The 21,648-nt window shown below is 71.3% G+C and carries 21 protein-coding genes; 15 read left to right on the forward strand and 6 right to left on the reverse strand.

Features of this window, described 5'->3' with window-relative positions; genetic code table 11:
* Positions 1-50: 50 nt before the first annotated feature.
* A complete protein-coding gene (locus KVT44_RS12290; protein WP_217567072.1) occupies positions 51-2,072 on the reverse strand; it encodes a beta-galactosidase in 2,022 nt (673 codons plus the stop codon).
* Positions 2,073-2,258: 186 nt separating this feature from the next.
* Here KVT44_RS12290 and KVT44_RS12295 point away from each other — a divergent pair, with 186 nt between their 5' ends.
* The 6 genes from KVT44_RS12295 to KVT44_RS12320 all read left to right on the forward strand — a co-directional run bounded on the left by KVT44_RS12295 (position 2,259) and on the right by KVT44_RS12320 (position 7,611).
* A complete protein-coding gene (locus tag KVT44_RS12295) occupies positions 2,259-3,578 on the forward strand; it encodes an extracellular solute-binding protein (RefSeq protein WP_217567073.1) in 1,320 nt (439 codons plus the stop codon).
* Positions 3,575-4,498 carry a carbohydrate ABC transporter permease gene (locus tag KVT44_RS12300; RefSeq protein WP_217567074.1) on the forward strand — a complete coding sequence of 308 codons (924 nt, stop codon included), beginning with the start codon at positions 3,575-3,577 and terminating at the stop codon, positions 4,496-4,498. The genes KVT44_RS12295 and KVT44_RS12300 overlap by 4 nt, the downstream gene beginning before the upstream one ends.
* Positions 4,495-5,400, forward strand: a complete 906-nt coding sequence (locus KVT44_RS12305; RefSeq protein WP_217567075.1) for a carbohydrate ABC transporter permease — start codon at positions 4,495-4,497, stop codon at positions 5,398-5,400. The genes KVT44_RS12300 and KVT44_RS12305 overlap by 4 nt, the downstream gene beginning before the upstream one ends.
* Positions 5,397-6,428, forward strand: coding sequence for a LacI family DNA-binding transcriptional regulator (locus KVT44_RS12310; protein WP_099924312.1), 1,032 nt, complete (start codon positions 5,397-5,399; stop codon positions 6,426-6,428). Before KVT44_RS12305 ends, KVT44_RS12310 begins: the two co-directional genes overlap by 4 nt.
* Before the next feature lie 361 nt (positions 6,429-6,789).
* Positions 6,790-7,143 (forward strand): VOC family protein, encoded by a 354-nt coding sequence (locus KVT44_RS12315; protein WP_217567076.1) that lies wholly within the window; start codon positions 6,790-6,792, stop codon positions 7,141-7,143.
* 72 nt (positions 7,144-7,215) lie between these two features.
* Complete coding sequence (locus KVT44_RS12320) at positions 7,216-7,611, forward strand: MarR family winged helix-turn-helix transcriptional regulator (protein WP_190169367.1); 396 nt, start codon at positions 7,216-7,218, stop codon at positions 7,609-7,611.
* A gap of 39 nt (positions 7,612-7,650) precedes the next feature.
* Here the strand turns inward: KVT44_RS12320 and pqqB are convergent, their stop codons facing one another.
* The 3 genes from pqqB to KVT44_RS12335 form a co-directional block, all read right to left on the reverse strand.
* The gene (gene pqqB / locus KVT44_RS12325) at positions 7,651-8,538 is read right to left on the reverse strand and encodes a pyrroloquinoline quinone biosynthesis protein PqqB (protein ID WP_217567077.1); all 888 of its coding nucleotides are present in this window, start codon (positions 8,536-8,538) and stop codon (positions 7,651-7,653) included.
* Positions 8,539-8,601: 63 nt separating this feature from the next.
* Positions 8,602-9,714: a hypothetical protein gene (locus tag KVT44_RS12330; protein ID WP_217567078.1), complete on the reverse strand. Its 1,113-nt coding sequence runs from the start codon at positions 9,712-9,714 to the stop codon at positions 8,602-8,604.
* Positions 9,715-9,745: 31 nt separating this feature from the next.
* Entirely contained in the window at positions 9,746-10,594 is an 849-nt protein-coding gene (locus KVT44_RS12335; protein WP_099924307.1) for a LysR family transcriptional regulator, read from the reverse strand.
* 373 nt (positions 10,595-10,967) lie between these two features.
* Between KVT44_RS12335 and KVT44_RS12340 the strand changes: the two genes are divergently transcribed.
* Genes KVT44_RS12340 through KVT44_RS12380 form a run of 9 tightly spaced genes read left to right on the forward strand, consistent with a single transcriptional unit; the run spans position 10,968 to position 19,736 of the window.
* Complete coding sequence (locus KVT44_RS12340; RefSeq protein WP_217567079.1) at positions 10,968-11,675, forward strand: alpha/beta hydrolase; 708 nt, start codon at positions 10,968-10,970, stop codon at positions 11,673-11,675.
* Complete coding sequence (locus tag KVT44_RS12345; protein WP_217567080.1) at positions 11,672-12,520, forward strand: sulfurtransferase; 849 nt, start codon at positions 11,672-11,674, stop codon at positions 12,518-12,520. Before KVT44_RS12340 ends, KVT44_RS12345 begins: the two co-directional genes overlap by 4 nt.
* The gene (locus KVT44_RS12350; protein WP_217567081.1) at positions 12,517-13,398 is read left to right on the forward strand and encodes an ABC transporter permease; all 882 of its coding nucleotides are present in this window, start codon (positions 12,517-12,519) and stop codon (positions 13,396-13,398) included. The genes KVT44_RS12345 and KVT44_RS12350 overlap by 4 nt, the downstream gene beginning before the upstream one ends.
* Entirely contained in the window at positions 13,398-14,138 is a 741-nt protein-coding gene (locus tag KVT44_RS12355) for an ABC transporter ATP-binding protein (RefSeq protein WP_190169362.1), read from the forward strand. The genes KVT44_RS12350 and KVT44_RS12355 overlap by 1 nt, the downstream gene beginning before the upstream one ends.
* The gene (locus tag KVT44_RS12360; protein ID WP_217567082.1) at positions 14,135-15,103 is read left to right on the forward strand and encodes an ABC transporter substrate-binding protein; all 969 of its coding nucleotides are present in this window, start codon (positions 14,135-14,137) and stop codon (positions 15,101-15,103) included. The genes KVT44_RS12355 and KVT44_RS12360 overlap by 4 nt, the downstream gene beginning before the upstream one ends.
* 23 nt (positions 15,104-15,126) lie before the next feature.
* A complete protein-coding gene (locus KVT44_RS12365) occupies positions 15,127-16,227 on the forward strand; it encodes an LLM class flavin-dependent oxidoreductase (RefSeq protein WP_217567083.1) in 1,101 nt (366 codons plus the stop codon).
* 28 nt (positions 16,228-16,255) lie between these two features.
* Positions 16,256-17,260 (forward strand): ABC transporter substrate-binding protein, encoded by a 1,005-nt coding sequence (locus KVT44_RS12370; protein ID WP_308313978.1) that lies wholly within the window; start codon positions 16,256-16,258, stop codon positions 17,258-17,260.
* Positions 17,257-18,363 carry an acyl-CoA dehydrogenase family protein gene (locus KVT44_RS12375; protein ID WP_217567084.1) on the forward strand — a complete coding sequence of 369 codons (1,107 nt, stop codon included), beginning with the start codon at positions 17,257-17,259 and terminating at the stop codon, positions 18,361-18,363. The genes KVT44_RS12370 and KVT44_RS12375 overlap by 4 nt, the downstream gene beginning before the upstream one ends.
* Positions 18,360-19,736 (forward strand): FAD-binding oxidoreductase, encoded by a 1,377-nt coding sequence (locus tag KVT44_RS12380; protein ID WP_217567085.1) that lies wholly within the window; start codon positions 18,360-18,362, stop codon positions 19,734-19,736. The genes KVT44_RS12375 and KVT44_RS12380 overlap by 4 nt, the downstream gene beginning before the upstream one ends.
* A 13-nt stretch (positions 19,737-19,749) precedes the next feature.
* On the opposite strand, the gene KVT44_RS12385 is transcribed toward KVT44_RS12380, so the two are convergent.
* Both KVT44_RS12385 and KVT44_RS12390 read right to left on the reverse strand, forming a co-directional pair.
* Positions 19,750-20,172: an SseB family protein gene (locus KVT44_RS12385; protein ID WP_217567086.1), complete on the reverse strand. Its 423-nt coding sequence runs from the start codon at positions 20,170-20,172 to the stop codon at positions 19,750-19,752.
* Between the two features lie 148 nt (positions 20,173-20,320).
* Entirely contained in the window at positions 20,321-21,562 is a 1,242-nt protein-coding gene (locus KVT44_RS12390; RefSeq protein WP_217567087.1) for an acyl-CoA dehydrogenase family protein, read from the reverse strand.
* Positions 21,563-21,648 lie beyond the last annotated feature (86 nt).

The raw sequence follows: 21,648 nt of genomic DNA on the forward strand, positions 1-21,648 counted from the left end.
ACGGCGGTCGGCTCAGCCGTCCTCGTCGTACGGCCAGGAGAGCGGTCGGCTCAGCCGTCGAGCCGTACGACCCGGACGGCCCCCGCGGGCAGCACGAGGCGGCCCGCGGCACGTTCGCCCGTCAGCAGCTCGGTGCCGGCCGCGTCCAGCGGCACCTTGGCGTCCGACGAGGTGTGGTTGATCGCGAACAGGAAGGTGCCCGACTCACCGCTGCGGCGCACCACTTCGACATCGCGGGGCAGGTCGGCGCGCGGCGCGATCCGCGCGTCGTCGGACGCCCAGCCGATGAGGGCGTCCAGGCCCTGCGCGCCGAGGCGGGTGGAGACGTACCAGGCGGAGCCCTCGCCGAGGCGGTGGCGGGTGACGGCCGGGTGGCCCGCGGTGAGTCCGTCGGCGTACGTCCACACGGTCTCGGCGCCGCGCGGCACCACGAACTCGGTCCAGACGTCGCCGGTGAGCTCGGAGCCGTCGGGGCCGGTGATCCGGACCCGGTCGTCCTTCAGGAGCGGTGAGAACTCCTCGACGGTCAGGCCGAGCACGTCCCGCAGCGCGCCGGGGTAGGCGCCCTCGTGCACGGCGTCGTGCTCGTCGACGATCCCGGAGAAGTACGAGACGACGAGGGTGCCGCCGTTCTCGACGTACTCCCCGAGGTTGTTCCCGGCGGCCTCGGTCATCAGGTAGAGGGCGGGGACGACGACAAGGGGATAGGCCGACAAATCGGCTTCCGGATGGGCGAAGTCGACCGTGAGGTGACGGTCGTAGAGCGCCTCGTAGAACGCGTCGGCGCGCTCGCGCGGGTCGTGGTCCTCGCTGGGGCGCCAGTCGAGGGTCTGCGCCCACCAGGAGTGCCAGTCCCACAGCACGGCGGCGTCGGCGACGGTGCGACTGCCCTTGACCGAGGTCAGCGACTCGATGGACGCGCCGAGTTCGACGACCTCGCGCCAGACCCGGGAGTCGGTGCCGGCGTGCGGCAGCATCGCCGAGTGGAACTTCTCGGCGCCACGCCGGGACTGCCGCCACTGGAAGAACATGGCGCCCTCGGAGCCGCGCGCCACGTGCGCGAGGGAGTTGCGGGCCATCTGGCCCAGGGACTTCGCCGGGTTGCGGGGCTGCCAGTTGACGCCGGACGTGGAGTGTTCGAGCAGCAGCCAGGGGGCGCCGCCCGCGACGGAGCGGGTGAGGTCCGCGGCCATCGCGAGGTTGACGTGGGTGCGGCGGCCGTCGGTGATCAGGTAGTGGTCGTTGGTGACGAGGTCGACCTCGCGGCCCCAGGCCCAGTAGTCGACGGAGTCGCACTGGCTGAGGGCGGTCATGAAGTTCGTGGTGACCGGGATGCCGGGGGCGAGGCGGTGCAGGATGTCCCGCTCGGCGACGAAGTTCTCGCGCATGGTCTCGTCGGCGAAGCGCTTGTAGTCCAGGGCCTGGGCCGGGTTGCCGACCGTGGGGGTCACGCGCGGCGGGTTGATCTGCTCGAAGTCCGCGTAGCGCTGGCCCCAGAAGGCGGTGCCCCAGGCCTCGTTGACCACGTCCACGGTCTTGTACGTGCGGGCCAGCCAGCGGCGGAAGTGGGCGGCACAGGACGCGCAGTAGCAGGCCGAGACGGGGACTCCGTACTCGTTGTGGACGTGCCACAGGGCGAGCGCGGGATGGTCGGCGTACCGGGTGGCGAGTGCGGTGGTGATGCTCGCCGCGGCGGCGCGGTAGTCGCTGTTGCTGTGGCAGATGGCGCCGCGCGAGCCGAACTCGTAGCGGGTGCCGTCGGCGGCCACCGGCAGCGCCTCGGGGTGCTCGCGGTAGAACCAGGCGGGCGGCGCGACGGTCGGGGTGCCGAGGTCGGCGCGGATGCCGTTCTCGTGCAGCAGGTCGAGCAGTCGGTCCAGCCAGCCGAAGTCGTGAGTCCCCCGGGCGGGTTCGAGCAGCGCCCAGGAGAAGATCCCGACGCTCACCATCGTGACACCCGCCTCGCGCATCAGCCGGACGTCCTCGTGCCAGACGTTTTCCGGCCACTGCTCGGGGTTGTAGTCCCCACCGAAGGCGAGCCTGGTGAGGCCCTTGGGTGTGGTCTCCGGCATGGATCTTCTCCCGTTTAATCGATCATTTGGGAACGTGCACACACTCGATCAGCGGCGCGATCCCAACATAACCGCACAGCAACAACCATTGACAAGTGTCCGGGATGTTTCTCTACTGTGAACGCTCACAGAAGCATGGCACGGTCGCCGCAGCAGGCGGGGACCCAGGTCAGGGGAGAAAGATCCATGCCAAACACGAAGCTGCGTCGCCTCGTGGCCACCTCCATCGCCGTCACACTCGGCGGCACCGCACTCGCCGCCTGCGGCTCGTCGGACGACAAGAGCTCGTCCGAATCGGGACCGGCGTCCCTGACGTACTGGTCCTGGACTCCGGGCATGGACAAGGTGGTCGACCTCTGGAACAAGGGGCCGGGCAAGCAGCAGAAGATCACGGTCACGGTGAAGAAGCAGGCGTCGGGCGACACGCTGGTCACCAAGATCCTCACCGCGCACAAGGCGAAGAAGGCCCCGGACCTGGTCCAGGCCGAGTACCAGGCGCTGCCGACCCTGGTCAGCAATGACGCGCTCGCCGACATAGCGGGTGAGTCGAAGGACGCGAAGAGCAAGTTCGCCGACGGTGTCTGGCAGCAGACGACCCTGGGCTCGGACGCGGTGTACGCGATCCCGCAGGACATCGGCCCGATGATGTTCTACTACCGCCAGGACCTCTTCAAGAAGTACGGCCTGACGGTTCCCACGACCTGGGAGCAGTTCGCCGAGACCGCCCGCGCGCTGAAGAAGAAGGCCCCGGACAAGGACCTGACCACCTTCTCCGCCAACGACTCCGGCCTCTTCGCGGGTCTCGCCCAGCAGGCGGGCGCCAAGTGGTGGACCGCCTCGGGCGACAAGTGGAAGGTCGGCATCGACGACGCGGCGACGCAGAAGGTCGCCGACTTCTGGGGCGGCCTCGTCAAGGAGGGCGCGATCGACAACCAGCCGATGTACACGCCCTCCTGGAACAAGGCGCTGAACACCGGCAAGCAGATCGCCTGGGTCAGCGCGGTGTGGGCGCCGGGCACCCTCACCACCGCGGCCCCCGACACCAAGGGCAAGTGGGCGATGGCCCCGCTGCCGCAGTGGGACGGCAGCACGGACGTCACCGGCAGCTGGGGCGGCTCCTCGACGGCCGTCACCACGGACTCGCAGCACAAGGCGGCCGCCGCGAAGTTCGCCACCTGGCTGAACACGGACCCGCAGGCGGTGGCCGCGCTGGCGAAGGAGGGCGGCATCTACCCGGCCGCCACCACCGCGCAGACCAGTGACGCCTTCTCCCAGCCGCCGGCGTTCTTCTCCAACCAGGCGGACTTCTACTCGAAGGCCGCGGAGATCGCCAAGACCACCGCGCCCTCCGCCTGGGGCCCGAACGTGAACGTCGCCTACACGACCTTCAACGACGCCTTCGGCGCCGCCGCCAAGGACAAGTCGGACTTCGGCGCCGCCCTGAAGAAGATGCAGGACGACACGGTGGCCGACCTCAAGAAGCAGGGCTTCGGGGTCGCTCAGTGACGACGGCACGTCGGAAGTCGTACGGGGTCAAGGGGGCCCCGTACGCTTTCCTCCTCCCCGCGACGATCCTCTTCGCCCTCTTCTTCGCGCTGCCCATCGGCTACGCGCTCTGGCTGAGCCTGCACAAGGTGCAGGTCAAGGGCCTGGGCCTGGGCTCGGGTGCGCGGAACGAAGTCTGGGCGGGGCTGGAGAACTACAAGGACGCCCTCTCCGACTCCGAGCTGCTGAGCGGCGCGGTGCGCGTGGTGGGCTACGGCGCCATCGTGATCCCGGTGATGCTGGGCCTCGCGCTGCTGTTCGCGCTGATGCTCGACACGGACAAGGTGCGCCTGGCCCCCTTCACCCGGCTCGCGATCTTCCTGCCGTACGCCATTCCCGGCGTCGTCGCCGCGCTGCTGTGGGGCTTCCTGTACCTCCCCGACGTCAGCCCCTTCTATTTCGTCCTCGACAAGCTGGGGATGCCGCAGCCGAACCTGCTGGACGGCGGCCCGCTGTATCTCGCGCTGTCCAACATCGCGGTCTGGGGCGGCACCGGCTTCAACATGATCGTCATCTACACCTCGCTGCAGGCCATCCCGGCCGAGGTGTACGAGGCGGCGAAGCTGGACGGCGCCACGCCCCTGCAGATCGCGCTGAAGATCAAGATCCCGATGGTGGCGCCCTCACTGGTGCTCACCTTCTTCTTCTCGATCATCGCGACGCTCCAGGTGTTCAGCGAGCCGACCACCCTCAAACCCCTCACCAACTCCGTCTCCACGACCTGGAGTCCGCTGATGAAGGTGTACCAGGACGCCTTCCGCAAGGGCGACATCTACTCGGCCGCCGCTGAGGCGGCGATCATCGCCGTCGTCACCCTCGTCCTGTCCTTCGGCTTCCTGCGGGCCGCGAACTCCCGTAACAAGCAGGAGGAAGCACGATGAGTTCTCTTGCCGTACGCAAGGCCGCACCGGCCGCGGGTACCACCCCCGGCACCGCCCAGGGCCCGCCCCTGCGCCGCCGTATCGCCTTCGTGCCCACCCTGACGCTGCTGCTCGGCGCGCTCTACTGCCTGCTGCCCGTCGCGTGGGTGCTGATCGCGGCCACCAAGTCGGGCCGTGAGCTGTTCTCGACCTTCACGTTCCTGCCGGGCTCCGGCTTCACACAGAACGTCAAGGACCTCAACGCCTACCGCGACGGGATCTACTGGAAGTGGATGGGCAACTCCGCCCTCTACGCGGGCCTCGGCGCCCTCCTGTCGACGGCCGTCTCGGCGCTCAGCGGCTACGCCCTCGCGATCTACCGCTTCCGGGGCCGCGAGACCGTCTTCGGCGTCCTGATGGCGGGCGTGCTCATGCCGCCGGTGATCCTGGCGATCCCGCAGTACCTGCTGCTGGCCAAGGCGGACCTCACGGACTCGTACGCGTCCGTGCTGCTCCCCCTCATCCTCTCCCCGTACGGCGTCTACCTCGCCCGGATCTACTCCTCCGCGGCCGTGCCCGGTGACGTGGTCGAGGCCGGGCGGATGGACGGGGCGAGCGAGTGGCGGATCTTCACCCGGATCGCGCTGCCGATGATGGTGCCCGGACTGGTGACGGTGTTCCTCTTCCAGTTCGTCGCCGTGTGGAACAACTTCCTGCTGCCGTACATCATGCTCAGCGACGACGAGAAGTTCCCGATCACGCTGGGTCTGTTCACGCTGCTCGAACAGGGCTCCAACACCCCGGCGCTGTACACGCTGGTGATCACCGGCGCGCTGCTCGCGATCATTCCGCTCATCGCTCTCTTCCTGGTCATCCAGCGATTCTGGAGCCTCGATCTGCTCTCGGGAGCCGTAAAGTCGTGACCATGACCAACGCGGGGGGCAGGCGCAGACCGCCGACGATCCATGACGTCGCGCGCGAGGCCGGCGTGTCCCGGGGCACGGTGTCGCGGGTGCTCAACGGCGGGCACTACGTGAGCCCGGCGGCACAGGAGGCGGTCAACGCCGCCATCCGCAGAACGGGCTACGTCGTGAACCGGCACGCCCGCTCGCTGATCACCGGCCGCTCCGACTCGATCGGCTTCCTGCTCACCGAACCGCAGGAGAGGTTCTTCGAGGACCCGAACTTCAACGTCCTGCTGCGCGGCTGCACCCAGGCGCTGGCAGGGCACGACATTCCGCTCCTGCTGATGCTCGCGGGCACCGAGGACGAACGGCGGCGCATAACGCGGTACATCACCGCGGGCCACGTCGACGGAGTGCTGCTGGTCTCCAGCCACTCGGGCGACCCGGTCGCCGAGCAGCTGCGTGAGGCGGGCGTGCCGCTGGTCGCCTGCGGCAAGCCCATCGGGCTCGGCTCCAAGGTGAGCTACGTCGCCGCCGACGACCGCGACGGTGCCCGGGACATGGTCAAGCACCTGGTCTCCCTGGGCCGTCGCCGCATCGGGATGGTCACGGGTCCGCTCGACACCCCGGGCGGTGTCGAGCGGCTCGCGGGCTACCGGGAGGTGCTCGCCGAGGCGGGCATCGAGGCCGACGACCGTCTCGTGGCTTCCGGCGACTACAGCCGGGCCAGCGGTGAGGCGGGCGCCGAGCAGCTCCTCGACCGCGCTCCGGACATGGACGCGGTGTTCGTCGCCTCGGACCTGATGGCCCAGGGCGTGCTGGCCGCGCTGCACAAGGCCGGCCGCCGGGTCCCGGAGGACGTCGCCGTCGGCGGCTTCGACGACTCCCCCGCCGCCACCGCGGTCACCCCCGCCCTCACCACCATCCGCCAGCCCTGGGACCGCATCAGCAACGAGATGGTGCGGGTGCTGCTCGCACAGATAGGGGGCGACGACCCGGCGGCGGTGATCCTGCCGACGGAACTGGTACGCCGCGACTCGACCTGAGCCGCACCCTCGACGCCTGGGGCCTGTCCGGCGGATCAGGTCGGAGGAAAGTAACGGCGCCTCATCAGCGCAGGTGAGCGGGGTCTGGTGCGTCCAGCTGCAAGGCGGAGGAGGGCGTCGACGCGATGGGGGTCCCCCTGCTCGAGCGAAGCCGAGAGCTCGGGGGAGTCGGCAACCGACGACAACGCCGCGGGGGCACCCCCTGCTCGAAGAGCTCGGGGGAGGGCGTGCCAGACCCCGCGTCTGCGGCATGATCCGCCGGACAGGCCCCAGGAGCCGGGACCGGTCAGGATTCGAGAAGCCTCACGGTCCTCCCCCGCCCTACCGTGAAAGCACCGGAACACACCACGGAGGAGTCACCATGACCGCAGGGCTGAAGACCATCATCTACCCCGTCAAGGACCTCACACGGGCGAAGGCCCTGTTCGGCGCGTTGCTCGGCACGGAGCCCTACGCGGACACCGCGTACTACGTCGGATTCAAGGACTCCGGGCAGGACGTCGGCCTCGACCCCAACGGTCACGCCAAGGGGATGACCGGACCGGTCCCGTACTGGCACGTCGACGACATCCGGGCGACGCTGGCGGCCCTGCTGGAAGCCGGGGCCGAGACGCTCCAGGACGTCCAGGACGTGGGCGGCGGCAGGCTGATCGCCTCGGTCAAGGACACGGACGGGAACCTCGTCGGGCTCCTCCAGGACGGCTCCGGCGCGTAGCCCCGCCCGGATGGTTGCAACCGCACTAGTTGCACGCTCAATAAAACCCTGGACCTCTGTTACCGTGCACATATGGCAACGAACGTGGCGGGCGAGGCCCGGCTCGAGGACCGGTGGCGGGACATCCTGTCGGTGCACGCGCGCACGATGTGCGAGATCGACCGCGCGCTGCACCCGCACGGTCTCGGCGCCAGCGACTTCGAGGTGCTGGACATCCTCGTCTCGAGCGAGCTCGCGCACGAGGGCGAGCACTGCCGGGTGCAGAACATCGCCGACCGTGTCCATCTGAGCCAGAGCGCCCTGTCCCGCCTGATCGGGCGGCTGGAGAAGGACGGCCTGGTGGAACGCACCGTCTGTCTGGAGGACCGGCGCGGTGTGTGGGTCGCGCTCACCCGCAAGGGACGCGACCTGCACACCGAGGTATGCCCCCTGCAACGCGCCGTGCTGGCCCGCATGCTGAACGCCTAGCGTCCCCCGCCACACCTCGCCCCTCCACACACGAACACGTCACACCACGAACTCCGCCCCGTCCGGCAGCACCTCGACCCCCGCCGCGCTCACCCGCGCGCGGGCGTCCGAGTCCGGGTCGAGCAGCGGGTTCGTGTTGTTGAGGTGCGTGTAGATCCGTCGGGGGCCGGAATGGCGGGCGAGGGCCGCGAGGCTGCCGCGCGCGCCCGCCACCGGAAGGTGCCCCATCGCGGCCTGCCGCCCGCCCCGCGAGCGCACGGCCGTGCCCATCTCGTCGGGCGCGTAGAACGTGCCGTCGAGCAGTGCGCAGTCCGCCGAGGCGAGCAGGTCGTCCAGCTCCGGGGTCCAGGCGCCCAGGCAGGGCGCGTACAGGAGCACTCCGCCGCCCGCCAGGTCCTCGATCCGGTACGCGGTCACCCAGCGGTCGTCCGGGTCGGGGCCGGCGACGTACTTCGGGGCCTTGGGACCGACGGGGTGCGCGGTGACGACCAGACCGCCGGACAGTACGAACCCGCCCTCGGTCAGGCTGTCCGCCCACTCCCAGGGGGCGTAGCGGTCGAGCAGGTCACGCAGGGGGGCCAGGGTGGCGAGGACGGGCGGTGCGGCGTAGACCTTGAGCCCGGCGCCGCCGCGCAGGACGGTCAGTCCGGCGACGTGGTCGGCCTCCGCGTCGGTCAGGAGCACGCCCCGTACGGGTGTGTCCCGTGGCCCCGGTCCGGGCGCGAGCGCGGGGGTGGTGATCAGCTGCGTACGGATGTCGGGCGAGGCGTTGAGCAGCCACCAGTCGCGGGAGTTGCCGCTCAGGGCGACGGACTCCTGGGTCCGCGCGTGCAGTTTTCCGTCGCGGGCTGCCGCGCAGAGCGCGCACGCGCAGTTCCACTGTGGGAAGCCGCCACCGGCGGCCGTGCCCAGCAGGACGACTTTCAAGGGGACTCCCATCCCTGCGCAGCGAACCGTACCCGGGGGATCTTCCCCACTCGGCGGCCAGAACTACGCGGCGGCCGGGGGCAGTTCGGGACGATCTTCGCCGGGGCGCCGGTCCGCGGGGCGCGCGGGCGGGATCGGTGTCGAGGGGAAGTCCCGCGGCCCGGTCCAGAGCGCCGGGACCGCGTCGCCGCGGCGGCACAACTCGAAGGCGATCGTCTCGTAGTTGACCCGCCAGCCGTGGAAGTGCGGCCACGCCTGTTCGGCCGTCCGCTCGGCGGGGAAACCGGCCGCCTCCAGCATCGCGACGGCCGCGTCGAACTCCAGGTAGGTGAGCTGGATCGGGGTCTCGGGCGCGGGGTCGGTGTCGTAGGGGAAACGCAGGGAGCGGGCGATGTCGCGCAGTGCGGTGAATCCGGCGCGCAGCGTCAGGCGGGCCTCGGGCGGGGCGCTGCTCGGGGTGAGGGCGAGTTGCATGGCGGCCGCGTCCATGACGGCGACGAGGGCGACGATCCAGCTGCGATAGGGCCGCGGTGAGCGGAACGCGAGCAGGACGGGGTACGTGGAGTGGCTCTCGCCGATGTCGGAGGCGAGCCGTTCCCAGGCGCGGTAGAGCTCGGGCAGCGCGGTCTCGGTGTCGACCAGCCACTGCCGGGCGAGGATCTCCGGTCCCCAGGCGGGTTCGCCCGCGCGCGACTGGAGCAGGGTCACCTCCAGCTCGCGGCGGTTGTAGGCGGCGTACAGGGTGGGCAGGTAGGCGATCTGGAGGGCGATCACGACCGGTCCGGTGACGGCCGCGATGAAGTCCACCACGGACAGGTGCAGTCGGTCGCCGCTGGCGAAGCCGAGCGTGAACAGGCTGGAGCCCGCCTCCCGGACCGATTGGGTCCAGGTCAGCGAGGAGATGGCGTGCAGCAGCAGTCCGAAGCCGACCAGGGCGCCGCCGAGCCAGCTCACGAGCGTGCCCATCAGCATGAGCGGGGCGAGCCAGGTCTGTGCGCGGTCGATGGCGCGGTAGCTGCCGCCGGGGGCGGCGAGGCGCAGCAGGAAGCGCAGGGAGCGCCACCAGCGGATCACCATCGAGGAGTACAGCCCGCGGGGCACGACGAGGGTGCGCAGGATGCTGGCGAACACCACCAGCAGGAGCAGGCCGCCGGCCACGCCCGAGATCCATTTCATGCGGTCATTCTCACGCCCGGCACGGACGTCTTCAGCGCAACAGATCCCGTACGGCGTCGAAGGCGGCGGTGACGGTCGCCGGGTCGGCGCCGGGGCGGGCCAGCGCGCTCATGGGGATGGGGGTGACCGGGGGCAGCCGGTCGTACGGGGCGAGCCCGTCAGGGGCGGGTCCGACGGCGGCGAGCAGGGCCACGCCCTGGCCGGTGCGGGCGATGTCGAGGACGCCCGCCAGATAGCCGGCGTCGCCGACGACGGTGGCCGCGACGCCGTGCGCGGCGAGGGTGGCGATGGCCCGGCGGCGGATCGCGCACGGGTCCTCGATGGCCACCAGCGGGACGGGCGCGGGCGCGGCGGGCGGTGCCCAGCCGGGCGTCGCGTGCCAGGTGAGCGGCAGCCCGCCGACGGGGGTGCCCTCGGTGGCGGCGGCCTCGGTGACGTACACCGCGACGTCGACGCTGCCGCGCTCCACGGCCTCGACGAGGCGGGCCGAGCGGTCGATGCGGAAGCGGACCCGGCAGCCGGGGCGTACCTCCTGGACCGCGGCGGTGAGCCGGGGCAGGAACTGATCGGCCGCGTGCTCGGTGGAGCCGATGGTGACGGTGTCGCCGTCCACGTCGAGCAGGGCGCGTACGGCCTCGTCGTGGACGGCGAGGATGCGTCGGGCCTGTTCCACGAGGAGCCGCCCCTCGGGGGTGAACCGCGTGCCGCGGCCCTCGCGTTCGACGACGGGGCGGCCGAGGGTCTTCTCCAGCCTGCGCACGTGCTGGCTGACGGCGGACTGGCTCAGGGTGAGGGAGCGGGCCGCGCGGTGGAAGCCGCCGCAGTCGGCTATCGCGGTCAGGCTGCGCAGGGCCACGATGTCGAGGACAGGTTGGGGCATACGGCGACCGTAGCCCGTTCCCGGCACCGATCGCGATCGCTGATCGATTTCGATGCGGAATCGTCGTTGGACGTGGTCGGGCACCGCCGGTCATGATGAGGCCATGCTTCACACGACCGCTTCCGCTGCCTTTCTGACGCAGCGCCGAGTCATCGACTTCGGCGTGGCGAGCAGCGCGCGTTGTCGTTGATCTCCTGAAGCACGCACCGGTCTCCTGACCCACGCACCGCCGAACGGCCGTCTTCGGCGTTCGGTGCGCCCACTCCCCTCTTGTCACCCGCTGCGCGTCTCGTTTCCCCCTGACACGTGACAACGGGTCCTGAGCCACGCGCTCCTCCTCTCCCACGCCCCTCATCCAGGGAGTTGTCCCCGCATGCCCACATCCCCCTCGTCGTGGAACGAACCCGAAGGCCTCGCCCCGCGCGGCACGCTCGTCGTGCTGGCCGGCCGCGGTGAGCACGGCGGTGTGTACGAACGGTTCGGCCGCCGGCTCGCCTTCGACGCCTACCGTGTGCGGTCCCTGGGTGATCCGGCCGCCGACCCGTCCCTCCTCGACCTGGCCGCCAAGCTGCTCGCCGACGAGTCGCTGCCCGGGCCCAAGGTGCTCGTCGGTTCGGACACGGGTGCCCGGTACGCCGCTCATCTCGCCGCCGAAGGGACGGCGGGCGTCGACGCGCTGATCCTCGCCGGTCTGCCCACCGGTCCCTGGACGTCGGGGGGTTGGAAGGCCGAGGTCGAGGCGCGCACGGCCTGCCCCACCCACCGGGCCAGGCTCACCGACGACCCGGGCTTCCGCCGCGGCGCGCTCGACGAAGCCGTGGACCTGCCGGAGCTCCGCCTCGACCTCGTGGGCGTCCCGGTACTGGCCCTGCACGGCGCGGACGACCCGGTCAGCCCGCTGGACCGGGCGCTGAGCGCGTACGGGGGTCACTCCGGGGTACGGACGGTGACCTTCAACGGCGGCCGTCACGACGTACTGAACGACGCCTCGCACCGCACGGCCGCCGCCGCTGTCGTCCTCTTCCTGGAGCGACTGCGCCTGTCCGCCGAACTCCCCGTGATCGCCGAGGGGCTCTCATGACCGGCGCCCGGGTGACGACGACCGTCGCCGAGCTCGCCGGTCTGCTGCGCTCCGCCGAGCCGCCCGTGGTGCTCGACGTCCGCTGGGCGCTGGGCGATCCGCACGGCCGCGACGACTACACGGCCGGGCACGTTCCGGGGGCGGTGTACGTGGACCTGGACAACGAGCTGGCCGCGCCGCCGAGCGCGGAGGGCGGGCGCCATCCGCTGCCGGAACTCGCGAACCTCCAGGAATCCGCTCGGAAGTGGGGCGTACGGGCGGGTCGGCCGGTCGTGGTGTACGACGACCTGGGGAACACGGCGGCGGCCCGGGCCTGGTGGCTGCTGCGGTACGCCGGAGTGGCCGAAGTGACGCTCCTGGACGGAGCGTTGGGCGCGTGGCGGGCAGCCGGGCTGCCGCTGGAGACCGGTGCGCCCGGTGCTCCGCCGGAGGGGGATGTCGTGCTGCGTGCGGGCGGGTTGCCCGTCACGGACGCGGACGGAGCCGCCGAACTGGCCACCACAGGGCTGCTGTTGGACGCCCGGGCGGCCGAGCGGTACCGCGGTGAGGTGGAGCCGGTGGATCCGCGCGCCGGACACATTCCGGGCGCGGTGTCCGCCCCGACCGGGGAGAACCTCGCGGCGGACGGGACCTTCCTGCCGCCGGAGGTGCTCCGCGAGCGCTTCGGCGGCAAGGGGGCAGCGGAAAGCGCCCGTATCGGCGTCTACTGCGGCTCCGGAGTCACCGCCGCCCATCAGATCGCCGCTCTGGCCCTCGCCGGGTACGACGCGGCGCTCTTCCCCGGGTCCTGGTCCGCCTGGTCCACCGATCCCGCGCGCCCGGCAGCGAAGGGAGACCGGCCATGACGACGAAACCGCTGGACGCGGCGGTGCTGCCACAGCAGGCGGTGCCTGCAGACAAGCCCGCACAGGACACCCGCGTCACCCTCCGCGGCACCGCGAAGACCACTCGGCGTCTCACCGTCCCCCGTTCAGTGCGCCGGGCCGCCGGACCCGTCGGCCTCGTGCTGCTCTGGTTCCTCACCTCGGCCACCGGGGTGCTCCCCGAATCCGTGCTGGCGTCCCCCGTCGACGTCGTACGGCAGGCGGTGGACCTGACGAGGAGCGGTGAACTGCCCAGCGCCGTCGCCGCGTCGGGGCGCCGGGCCGGCATCGGGTTCCTCATCGGGGCGACGGTCGCCCTCTCCCTGGCGCTGCTGGCCGGACTGTTCCGGCTCGGCGAGGACGTCATCGACTCCTCGATGGGCATGTTCCGGGCGATCCCCTGGGTGGGGCTGATCCCGCTGTTCATCGTCTGGTTCGGCATCGAGGAGACCCCGAAGATCGCCCTGGTCGCGCTCGGTGTGACGTATCCGCTGTACTTCAACATCTACGGCGGCATCCGCTCGACCGATGCCGGGCTCGTCGAGGCCGCACGGATGATGGGGCTCGGCCGGCTCGGTCTGATCCGGTACGTCATCCTGCCGAGCGCGCTCCCGGGGGCGCTCGTGGGTCTGCGGTACGCGCTCTCCACCGCCTGGCTCGCGCTCGTGTTCGCGGAGCAGATCAACGCCGACGCGGGGCTCGGCTATCTGATGAGCAACGCCCAGCAGTACTTCCGCACGGACATCATCGTGCTCTGTCTCGCGGTGTACGCGCTGCTCGGCCTCGCCTGCGACTTCGCCGTACGGATCCTGTCGCGCCGCCTGCTGACCTGGCGGGCCAACTTCGAGGGTGACGCCTGATGCCCAACAGCGTGGAAATTCGGGGGCTTTCGCGGGCCTTCGACGGCAACACCGTCCTGCACGACCTCGATCTCGACATCCGCGAGGGCGAGTTCGTGGCCCTGCTGGGCCACAGCGGCTGCGGCAAGTCGACACTGTTGCGGATTCTCGCCGGGCTCGATGACGAGATCGGCGGCGAGGTGACCGTGCCCGCGCGGCGCAGCGCCGCGTTCCAGTCGCCGCGGCTGCTGCCCTGGCTGAAGGTGTGGCGCAATGTCGTCCTCGGACTGCCCGGCCGGCCGGACAGGGCGCTCGCTCTCAAGGCACTCGACGAGGTCGGCATCGCGGACCGCGCGACCGTCTGGCCCAAGACACTGTCCGGAGGTCAGGCCCAGCGGGTGTCGCTCGCCCGTGCCCTGGTCCGCGAGCCCGAACTGCTGCTGCTGGACGAGCCGTTCGGCGCCCTGGACGCACTGACCCGGGGCAAGGTGCAGCAGTTGGTCGCCGAGCTGTGGCGGCTGCACGGGTGCGCGATCCTCCTGGTCACCCATGACGTGGAGGAGGCGCTGCTGCTCGCCGACCGGGTCCTGGTGATGGACGAGGGCCGTATCGCCCACGACCTCACCGTCGAGCTGCCCCGCCCCCGCGATCTGACCGCCCCCGAGTTCGTCACCCTGCGCGCCCGCCTCCTGGGCTGGCTCGGCGTCACGCCCAACCACTCCGAGGCCGACGCCAAAACCCTGGAAAGGACCCCCTCGTGATCCGCAGACTCGCCGCCGCCACCCTGAGCATGACCGCCCTGCTGGCGCTGACCGCCTGCGGCGCCGACTCCTCGGCGGACACCTCCGCCGGCGGGCAGGTCACCCTCACCATCGGCGACCAGGCCAAGACACTCCAGACGATCATCGCCGCCTCGGACGCGCTCAAGGGCGCCAAGTACAAGGTGAAGTGGGCCGAGTTCGAGGGTGCGGCCCCGCTCTACCAGGCCGTGCAGGCAAGCGCCGCCGACACCGGGTTCTCCGCCGACCTGCCCGCGCTCCAGGCGCTCAGCGGTGGCGTCAAGGTCAAGAACGTCGCCGCCCTCAAGAACGACGGCACGCACGTCGGACTCGTCGTCCGCAAGGACTCCGGCATCGACAGTGTGAAAGACCTCAAGGGCCAGAAGGTCGTGGTGTCCTCGGCGAAGGGCAGCATCTCGGAGTATCTGCTGGCCAACGTCCTCAAGCAGAACGGGCTCAGCTACAAGGACGTCAAGGTGCAGTACCTGCTGCCGACCGACGCGCAGGCCGCCTTCGCCTCCGGGAAGATCAAGATCTGGGCCACCTTCGGCGTCTACCAGGCTGTCGGCCTGGAGCAGGGTGGCCGCCTCCTCGTCGACGGCGGGGACGGCCGGGTCAGCGGCATCGGTTTCGTCAACGCCTCCGACAAGGCTCTCGCGAACTCTGCGAAGAAGACCGCCCTGAGCGACTTCCTCCAGCGCCTGAGCACGGCGTTGAAGTGGACCAGCACCCATCAGGACGCGTATGCGAAGGCCATCGAGGAGCGCAACGGCGCCGACGCCACAGTGGCGAAGACGCTCGCCTCGGCCGCCTACAGCCAGGTACTGCCGATCACGTCGGACGTCAACACGACCGTCCAGCAGGTGGCCGACCTCATGAACAGCATCGGGGTCCTCGACCCGAACGTGGACGTGGCCAAGTCCACCGACACCTCCCTGCTCAAGTGACCTTCATGTCTTAGGAGTTGCTCATGCCTGTCGAGTTCATCAGCGCCGTCCACACCGACTCCGGGGCCTCCGGACCCGCCGCGAGCAGCCGGACCGGCTTCGACCCCGGCTATCTGCGCAGGTACGCCCGCGCCCTGGACGACGGCGGCTTCGACCACACGCTGGTCGCCTACCACTCCGCCTCCCCGGACGCCCTCCAGGTGGCCCAGTTCGTGGCCACCCACACCGAGCGCGTCCGCCCGATCCTGGCGCACCGGCCCGGTGTCGTCTTCCCCACCCACGCGGCCCGCGCCCTGGCCACCTTGGACCGGATCAGCAACGGGCGGCTGTCGCTGCACATCATCTCCGGCGGCAGTGACGAGGAGCAGCACAGGGAAGGCGACTACCTGGGCAAGAGCGAGCGGTACGAGCGTTCGGACGAGTACATCCAGATCCTGCGGAAGGTGTGGCAGGCCGACGGACCCGTCTCGCACGAGGGCAAGTACTTCAGGTTCGAGGGCTACCACTCCGATGTGAAGCCGGTGAACGGGCTGATCCCGGTGTCCGTGGGCGGCTCCTCGCAGGACGCCTACCGGGTGGGCGGGCAGCAGGGCGACATCTTCGGGCTGTGGGGCGAGCCGCTGAAGGAGACCGCCGAGCAGATCGCCGCCGTCAACACGGTCGCGGACGCTGCCGGGCGCCCCCGTCCCCGTATCTGGGTGTCGTTCCGCCCCATTATCGCGCCCACCGACGAACTGGCCTGGGAGAAGGCGCACCGGACGCTCGGCGTGCTGAAGGACGCGGCGAAGAACACCGAGTCGCTGCGCCACTACCGCACGACGGGGCGCCCGGCCAACGTCGGTTCGCAGCGGCTCCTCGACATCGCCGAGCGCGGCGAGGTCCACGACCGTTGCCTGTGGACGGCCCCGGCCGTCGCCACGAACGCCGCGGGCGCCTCGACCGCGCTGGTCGGCTCCCCCGAGACCGTCGCCCGAGCCCTGCTCGACTACGTCGACATCGGCTGCGAGCTGCTGTCGATCCGCGGCTACGACCCGCTCAACGACGCCATCGACTACGCCCGTCACATCCTGCCGCTGGTCCGGCAGGAGCTCGCCCACCGCGCGGCGACCGCTCAGGCCGCCTGATCCCCCTCCCACGTCCCATGGAGATTCCGTGTTGCGTCACACCCTGCGTGCGTCCGCCGCCGCCCTCGCCCTGCTCCTGCCGTTCGCAGCGGCCTGCGGGGGCAGCGCGACGGCCGAGTCCTCGTCCGACGTCTCCTCCGTCACCCTGCGGGTCGGCGACACCGGCTGGAAGGTCGGTGAGGCCGTCCTGGAGTACGCCCATCTCGACGACACCCCGTACAAGGTCAAGTGGAGCCTGTTCCAGGGCGGCGACCAGCAGCTCCAGGCGATCCGCGCCGGAGCGCTCGACCTGGCCTCCTCCAGTGAGATCCCGCCCCTCTTCGCGGCCGCCGACGGCAAGCCCAACTTCAAGGTCGTCGCCGTCCAACGCGGCTCCACCCTCAACCAGGAGGTCGTCGTCCCCAAGGGCTCGAAGGTGACCGACATCGCCGGTCTGAAGGGCAAGAAGGTGGGCTACGTCCAGAACACCACCGCCCACTACTTCCTCTACGAGCTGCTGAAGCAGGCCGGCCTCAAGTGGTCGGACATCGACGCCAAGCCGCTGCTGCCCAACGACGGTCTCGCGGCCCTGAACGGCGGCGGCATCGACGCCTTCGCCTCGTACGGCACGTCGATCATCACCGCGCACCAGCAGGGCGCCCGCACGGTCGGCTCCGGCGCGGACATCCTGTCCGGCAACTTCCTCTGGTCGGCCCGCGACAGCGTCCTCAAGAGCCCTGCTCAGCGGGCCGCCACGGCCGATCTGATCGCCTGGATCACCAAGGCGTACGCCTACGTCCGCGACGGCCACGAGGACGGCTTCGCGAAGGTCACCGCCGAGGCCACCCACCAGCCCGTCGCCCGGGCCAAGTCGGACCTCGTCGCCGCGCAGAACCAGCGGCCGACCCAGTCCAGGACGGTCGGCGACGACACGATCGCCTCCCAGCAGAAGGTGGCCGACGCCTTCACCGAACTCGGCGCGCTCAAGGAGCACTTGGACGTGAAGTCGTTCTGGACCACGGAGCTCAACACCGACCTGAAGAAGGCCCTGTGACCGCGCGCATCGCCGAACTGGCCGCCGGCTACGACCGTTCGGGCGTGTTCCCCGCCGAGTCCCTCCGGATCGCCCATGGCGCCGGACTGCTCACCGCGACCATCGGTGAACGGTACGGCGGTAGGGGTGCCCGGGTCGAGGAGAGTGCCCGCATCCTCCACACGCTCGGCCGGGGCGACCCGTCCGTCGCCCTGATCGCGGCGATGACCTTGAACACGCATGCGCGGCAGGCCGTACAGCCGCACTGGCCGGACGAGCTGTACGCGCGTGTGGTCAAGGAGTCCTTCGAACGGCCGGTGCTCATCAACCACGCGCGCGTGGAGCCCGAGTTGGGCTCCCCCGCGCGGGGCGGCCTCCCGGCGACCCTCGCTCGGCACACCCCCGACGGCTGGTCGCTGAACGGCACCAAGCGCTTCGTGACCGGCGCGGAGGGCCTGGACTGGTTCCTGGTGTGGGCCACCACCGACGAGCCGGACCCGCGCGTCGGCACCTTCCTCGTCCCGGGCGGCTCCCCCGGCATCGAGATCACCGGCCGGTGGGACCACCTGGGGCTGCGCGCCAGCGGCAGCCACGACGTGACCTTCCGCGAGGTGGCGATCCCGTACGAGAACGTCGTGGGCCTCGGCCCGTACGGTCCCGCGGCCGAGCAGGACAACCGGGCGGGCGCCTCGCTCCATCTCCCGCTGGCCGCACTCTACTTGGGCGTGGCACGGGCGGCGCAGACCTTCTTCCACACCTTCGCCCAGGCGCGTGTACCCGTCAACCTCGGTCATCCGGTGGCCCGCACGGAACGCTTCCGGCGGACGGCCGGGGAGATCGAGGTGCTGCTCGACGCCGCCGAGCAGCTGGTGTTCGACGGTGCCGCCCGGGTCGACGCCGACGACTCCTCGTACTCCCCTGAACAGGCCCTCGGCGCCCGGGTGCTGGCCGACCGGCACGGGGTGCGGGCCGTGGAGCTGGCCGTGCGGCTCCTCGGCAACCCGGGCCTGACCCGCGGCAATCCCCTGGAGCGGCACTTCCGCGACATCCAGTGCGCTCCCGTGCACGCGCCCCAGGAGGACATCGCCCTGCTGGCGATCGGAACGAAGGCACTCACCCCATGACCGCCGCTCCCCCCACCACCGCGTCAGCCCGGCTCCTCGGGCTGCTCGCCCGCGACCTGCCGCCCGACCGGCTGACCACGGATCCCGCCGCACTCGCCGGGTACGCCACCGACCGCTCCGGCACCCGGCCCGACGGGCTCCCCCTGGCGGTGGTGCACGCCCGGCGGACCGAGGACGTGACCGTCACCCTCCGGCACGCGTACGCGCTGCGCGTGCCGGTGGTCCCGCGCGGCGCGGGAACCGGTCTGTCCGGCGGGGCGACGGCGGGCGAGGGCGCCCTCGTCCTCGACCTGGCCCGGATGAACCGCGTCCTCGAACTCTCCCCGGACGACCAGCTCGCCGTCGTCGAACCCGGCGTGATCACCGCCGAGCTGGACCGGGCCGCGGCCGGGCACGGGCTGCGCTACGCGCCCGATCCGGCGAGCGCGGCCCTGTCCACGATCGGCGGGAACATCGCGACCAACGCGGGCGGGCTGCGCTGCGCGAAGTACGGCGTGACCCGGGACAGCGTGCTGGGCCTGGAGGCGGTGCTCGCGGACGGCACGGTCGTGCGCACCGGCCGCCGTACCGTCAAGGGCGTCACCGGCTACGACCTCACGGCCCTGCTCACCGGCTCCGAGGGCACCTTGGCGGTGATCACGTCGGCGACGCTGCGGCTGCGGCCCGTCCCCGTGGCGACGGCCACCCTCGCCGCGTACTTCGCCTCCTTCGAAGCGGCCGCCGAAGCGTCGTACGCCCTCACCCAGGCCGGGGTCGAACCGGCGCTCGCGGAGCTGGTGGACGGACCGGTGCTGGGCGCCGTCGACCCGGCGCTGCGGGAGCGCGGCGCGGCCCTGCTGCTGGTGCAGTGCGACGGCGCGGGCGCGGCGATCGAGGCGGAGGCCGTCTCCCGGCTGCTCGCCCCACTGGCCACGACGGTCGAGACGACGGCGGATCCGGCGGAGGCGGAAGCCCTGCTCGCCGCCCGCCGTCTCGCGCTGCCCGCGCTGGAGCGCCTCGGCCGTCCGCTGATCGAGGACATCGCGGTGCCCCGCTCCCGGCTGGCGGAGGCGGCGCGGGAGATCCGTGCCGTCTCCGCGCGCCATGACGTGCCCGTCTTCACCCTCGCGCACGCGGCGGACGGGAACCTCCACCCGATCATCGTCGTGGACCCGTCGCTGCCCCGCCTCCCCGACGCGGCCTGGGAGGCGGCGGGTGAGATCTTCGCGCTGGCCCTGCGGCTGGGCGGCACGCTGACCGGTGAGCACGGTGTGGGCGTACTCAAGCGGCAGTGGGTGGCGGACGAACTGGGGCCCGCGGCCCACACGTTGCAGCGCCGGATCAAGGAGGCGTTCGACCCGCGGGGCATCCTCAATCCGGGCAAGTGCCTCTAGGACCGGACGGCGGTCAGGCCGGCGGCCGGACCAACAGGGTACGAACGCCCTCGGAGGTGAGGGTCAGGCCGTTCGGTGAACTCGGGTCGATGGTGAGCGACAGATCGCCGGTCGGCCATTGGGAGGCGAGCGCACCCAGCGGAACCAGACGGTAGCGGGAGACGAACGGCAGCAGTTCGGCCATCGCCGGCTCCGAGGTGAACACCGGCACCACCTGCTCCCCGCCCGGCTGCTCCAGCACGGGCAGCGCCACGGCGCCGGGGTCGCGCACGTCCTCCTCGCTCGCGTCGTCCGGCACGGGGACCAGCACCTCGCTGCCGGCCAGGGTGTCCAGCGCCAGCGGGTTCTCGGTGTTCTCCGCGAGTGCGTTCAGTGCCTCCTGGGCCGGTGTCGTGGCCGTCGGCAGGTAGTGGTGGTTGTTCGAGGGTGTGTCCATTGGCAGATCCCAGGTAGTGACGGACAGGCCGCCCGGGGCGGGACTCGCCCCGGGCGCGGCTCCTGTCGCGCGTACCCACTCGCGGCCGGGGCATTCCCCGCCCCGCCCGCCGGTGCTCACGAGATCGAGAGATCAGGCGGTCAGGCGGTCAGGAGATCAGCGGGATGTCGTCCGACGGCAGGCCGAGGCGGTCGCGGCCGACACGGCGGGCCAGCGGTTCGGCCATCGTGGGGCCGAGGTGCGACCAGATCGTGGCGGCGTCCCGGAAGTAGCGCTGCATCCGTGCGCCGTCGCGGGCGTGCCGGGAGCCCGCCGTGCGGAAGAGGATGCCCTGGAGCGCGTCCCAGGCCAGGCGCCCGGCGGTGACGAAGACGAGCGCGAGCCGGTTGTCGACGGCGGTCGTGAAGGGAGCCCGGCCCGACACGTTGTCGCAGCAGGCCTCCATCCAGTCGTCGGCGGTTGCCCGCAGCGCCGCGTCCGCCGTACGGATCGCGGCCAGCGCCTCCCCCAGGTGGCGCTGGTAGTCGTGGAGGTCGGCGCGGGTGCGGCCGGGGTCCAGGACGAGCGGCCGTTCGGCGATGATCCGGGCGTACTCGTCGGCGGCCGCGTACGCGGTGCCGATCATGAGGGCGGCCAGCTCGCCGTGGAAGAAGCTCGCCGCGCGCCCCGCGTACATGGGATGGCCGTGCAGCTCCGAGCCGAGGGAGCCGCCCTCGACGGGCAGGTCGAGCAGACTCGCCTCCCGGGTGAAGTGCGCGGGGATGCGGGCCTCGTCGAAGCGGATGCTGTGGGAACCGCTGCCGCGCAGGCCGAGGACGCCCTGCCAGTCGTCGAGCAGGGTCCAGGCGGAGCGTGGCGCCACGAACAGCACGAGCGGCCCCGGCGGGTCCTCCGGCTTGTCGGGGGCGCGCAGGGTCTGACCGACGTAGTGGGTGGAGTACGGGGAGCCGGAGGAATAGGACCAGGTGCCGTCCAGGACCACATGACCGTCGCCGTCGGGCCGCGCCACCCCGACGGGGGTCGCGGTGGAGGCGGCACGGAAGTCGCCCTCGTCGCCGAAGAGTTCGTCCTGTGTCTTCTCCTCGAAGACCGAGGCGACCTGGAGGACATGGGCGGCGGTGAGAGACAGGGCCCAGCCGGTGGAGGGGCAACCGCGCGCCACCTCGGTCACGACGCGGTAGAAGGTCGGCAGGCCGAAGGCGTAGCCGCCGTACCTGCGCGGCTGCAGCATCCGGTAGAAACCGGCGCGCAGGAACTCCTCGTGGGTGTCCTTGGGGTAGATCGTCAGCCGCTCGGTCTCCGGCTGCCGTTCGAGCAGCGCGGGCCGCATCGCCACGGCCCGCTCGATCACTTCGCGTTCGGTGAGTTCCGGTTCGGGAACGGCGATCACGGGGCCTCCTGACAGGCGGGACTGTCCGTACGTGCGGCGATACCAGTGATTGAACACGCAGATCCGCCACGGTGTACCGCCGGATA

The sequence above is a fragment of the Streptomyces sp. GbtcB7 genome (assembly GCF_019091445.1).
GTDB classification, from domain to species: Bacteria; Actinomycetota; Actinomycetes; order Streptomycetales; family Streptomycetaceae; genus Streptomyces; species Streptomyces mirabilis.

What these genes read in the sequence shown, in the direction of transcription:
- KVT44_RS12290 (WP_217567072.1), bottom strand. Translation starts at nt 2,072, where the DNA reads ATGCCGGAGACCACACCCAAGGGCCTCACCAGGCTCGCCTTCGGTGGG.
- KVT44_RS12295 (WP_217567073.1), top strand. Translation starts at nt 2,259, where the DNA reads ATGCCAAACACGAAGCTGCGTCGCCTCGTGGCCACCTCCATCGCCGTC.
- KVT44_RS12305 (WP_217567075.1), top strand. Translation starts at nt 4,495, where the DNA reads ATGAGTTCTCTTGCCGTACGCAAGGCCGCACCGGCCGCGGGTACCACC.
- KVT44_RS12315 (WP_217567076.1), top strand. Translation starts at nt 6,790, where the DNA reads ATGACCGCAGGGCTGAAGACCATCATCTACCCCGTCAAGGACCTCACA.
- KVT44_RS12320 (WP_190169367.1), top strand. Translation starts at nt 7,216, where the DNA reads ATGGCAACGAACGTGGCGGGCGAGGCCCGGCTCGAGGACCGGTGGCGG.
- KVT44_RS12330 (WP_217567078.1), bottom strand. Translation starts at nt 9,714, where the DNA reads ATGAAATGGATCTCGGGCGTGGCCGGCGGCCTGCTCCTGCTGGTGGTG.
- KVT44_RS12335 (WP_099924307.1), bottom strand. Translation starts at nt 10,594, where the DNA reads ATGCCCCAACCTGTCCTCGACATCGTGGCCCTGCGCAGCCTGACCGCG.
- KVT44_RS12340 (WP_217567079.1), top strand. Translation starts at nt 10,968, where the DNA reads ATGCCCACATCCCCCTCGTCGTGGAACGAACCCGAAGGCCTCGCCCCG.
- KVT44_RS12345 (WP_217567080.1), top strand. Translation starts at nt 11,672, where the DNA reads ATGACCGGCGCCCGGGTGACGACGACCGTCGCCGAGCTCGCCGGTCTG.
- KVT44_RS12350 (WP_217567081.1), top strand. Translation starts at nt 12,517, where the DNA reads ATGACGACGAAACCGCTGGACGCGGCGGTGCTGCCACAGCAGGCGGTG.
- KVT44_RS12355 (WP_190169362.1), top strand. Translation starts at nt 13,398, where the DNA reads ATGCCCAACAGCGTGGAAATTCGGGGGCTTTCGCGGGCCTTCGACGGC.
- KVT44_RS12365 (WP_217567083.1), top strand. Translation starts at nt 15,127, where the DNA reads ATGCCTGTCGAGTTCATCAGCGCCGTCCACACCGACTCCGGGGCCTCC.
- KVT44_RS12380 (WP_217567085.1), top strand. Translation starts at nt 18,360, where the DNA reads ATGACCGCCGCTCCCCCCACCACCGCGTCAGCCCGGCTCCTCGGGCTG.
- KVT44_RS12385 (WP_217567086.1), bottom strand. Translation starts at nt 20,172, where the DNA reads ATGGACACACCCTCGAACAACCACCACTACCTGCCGACGGCCACGACA.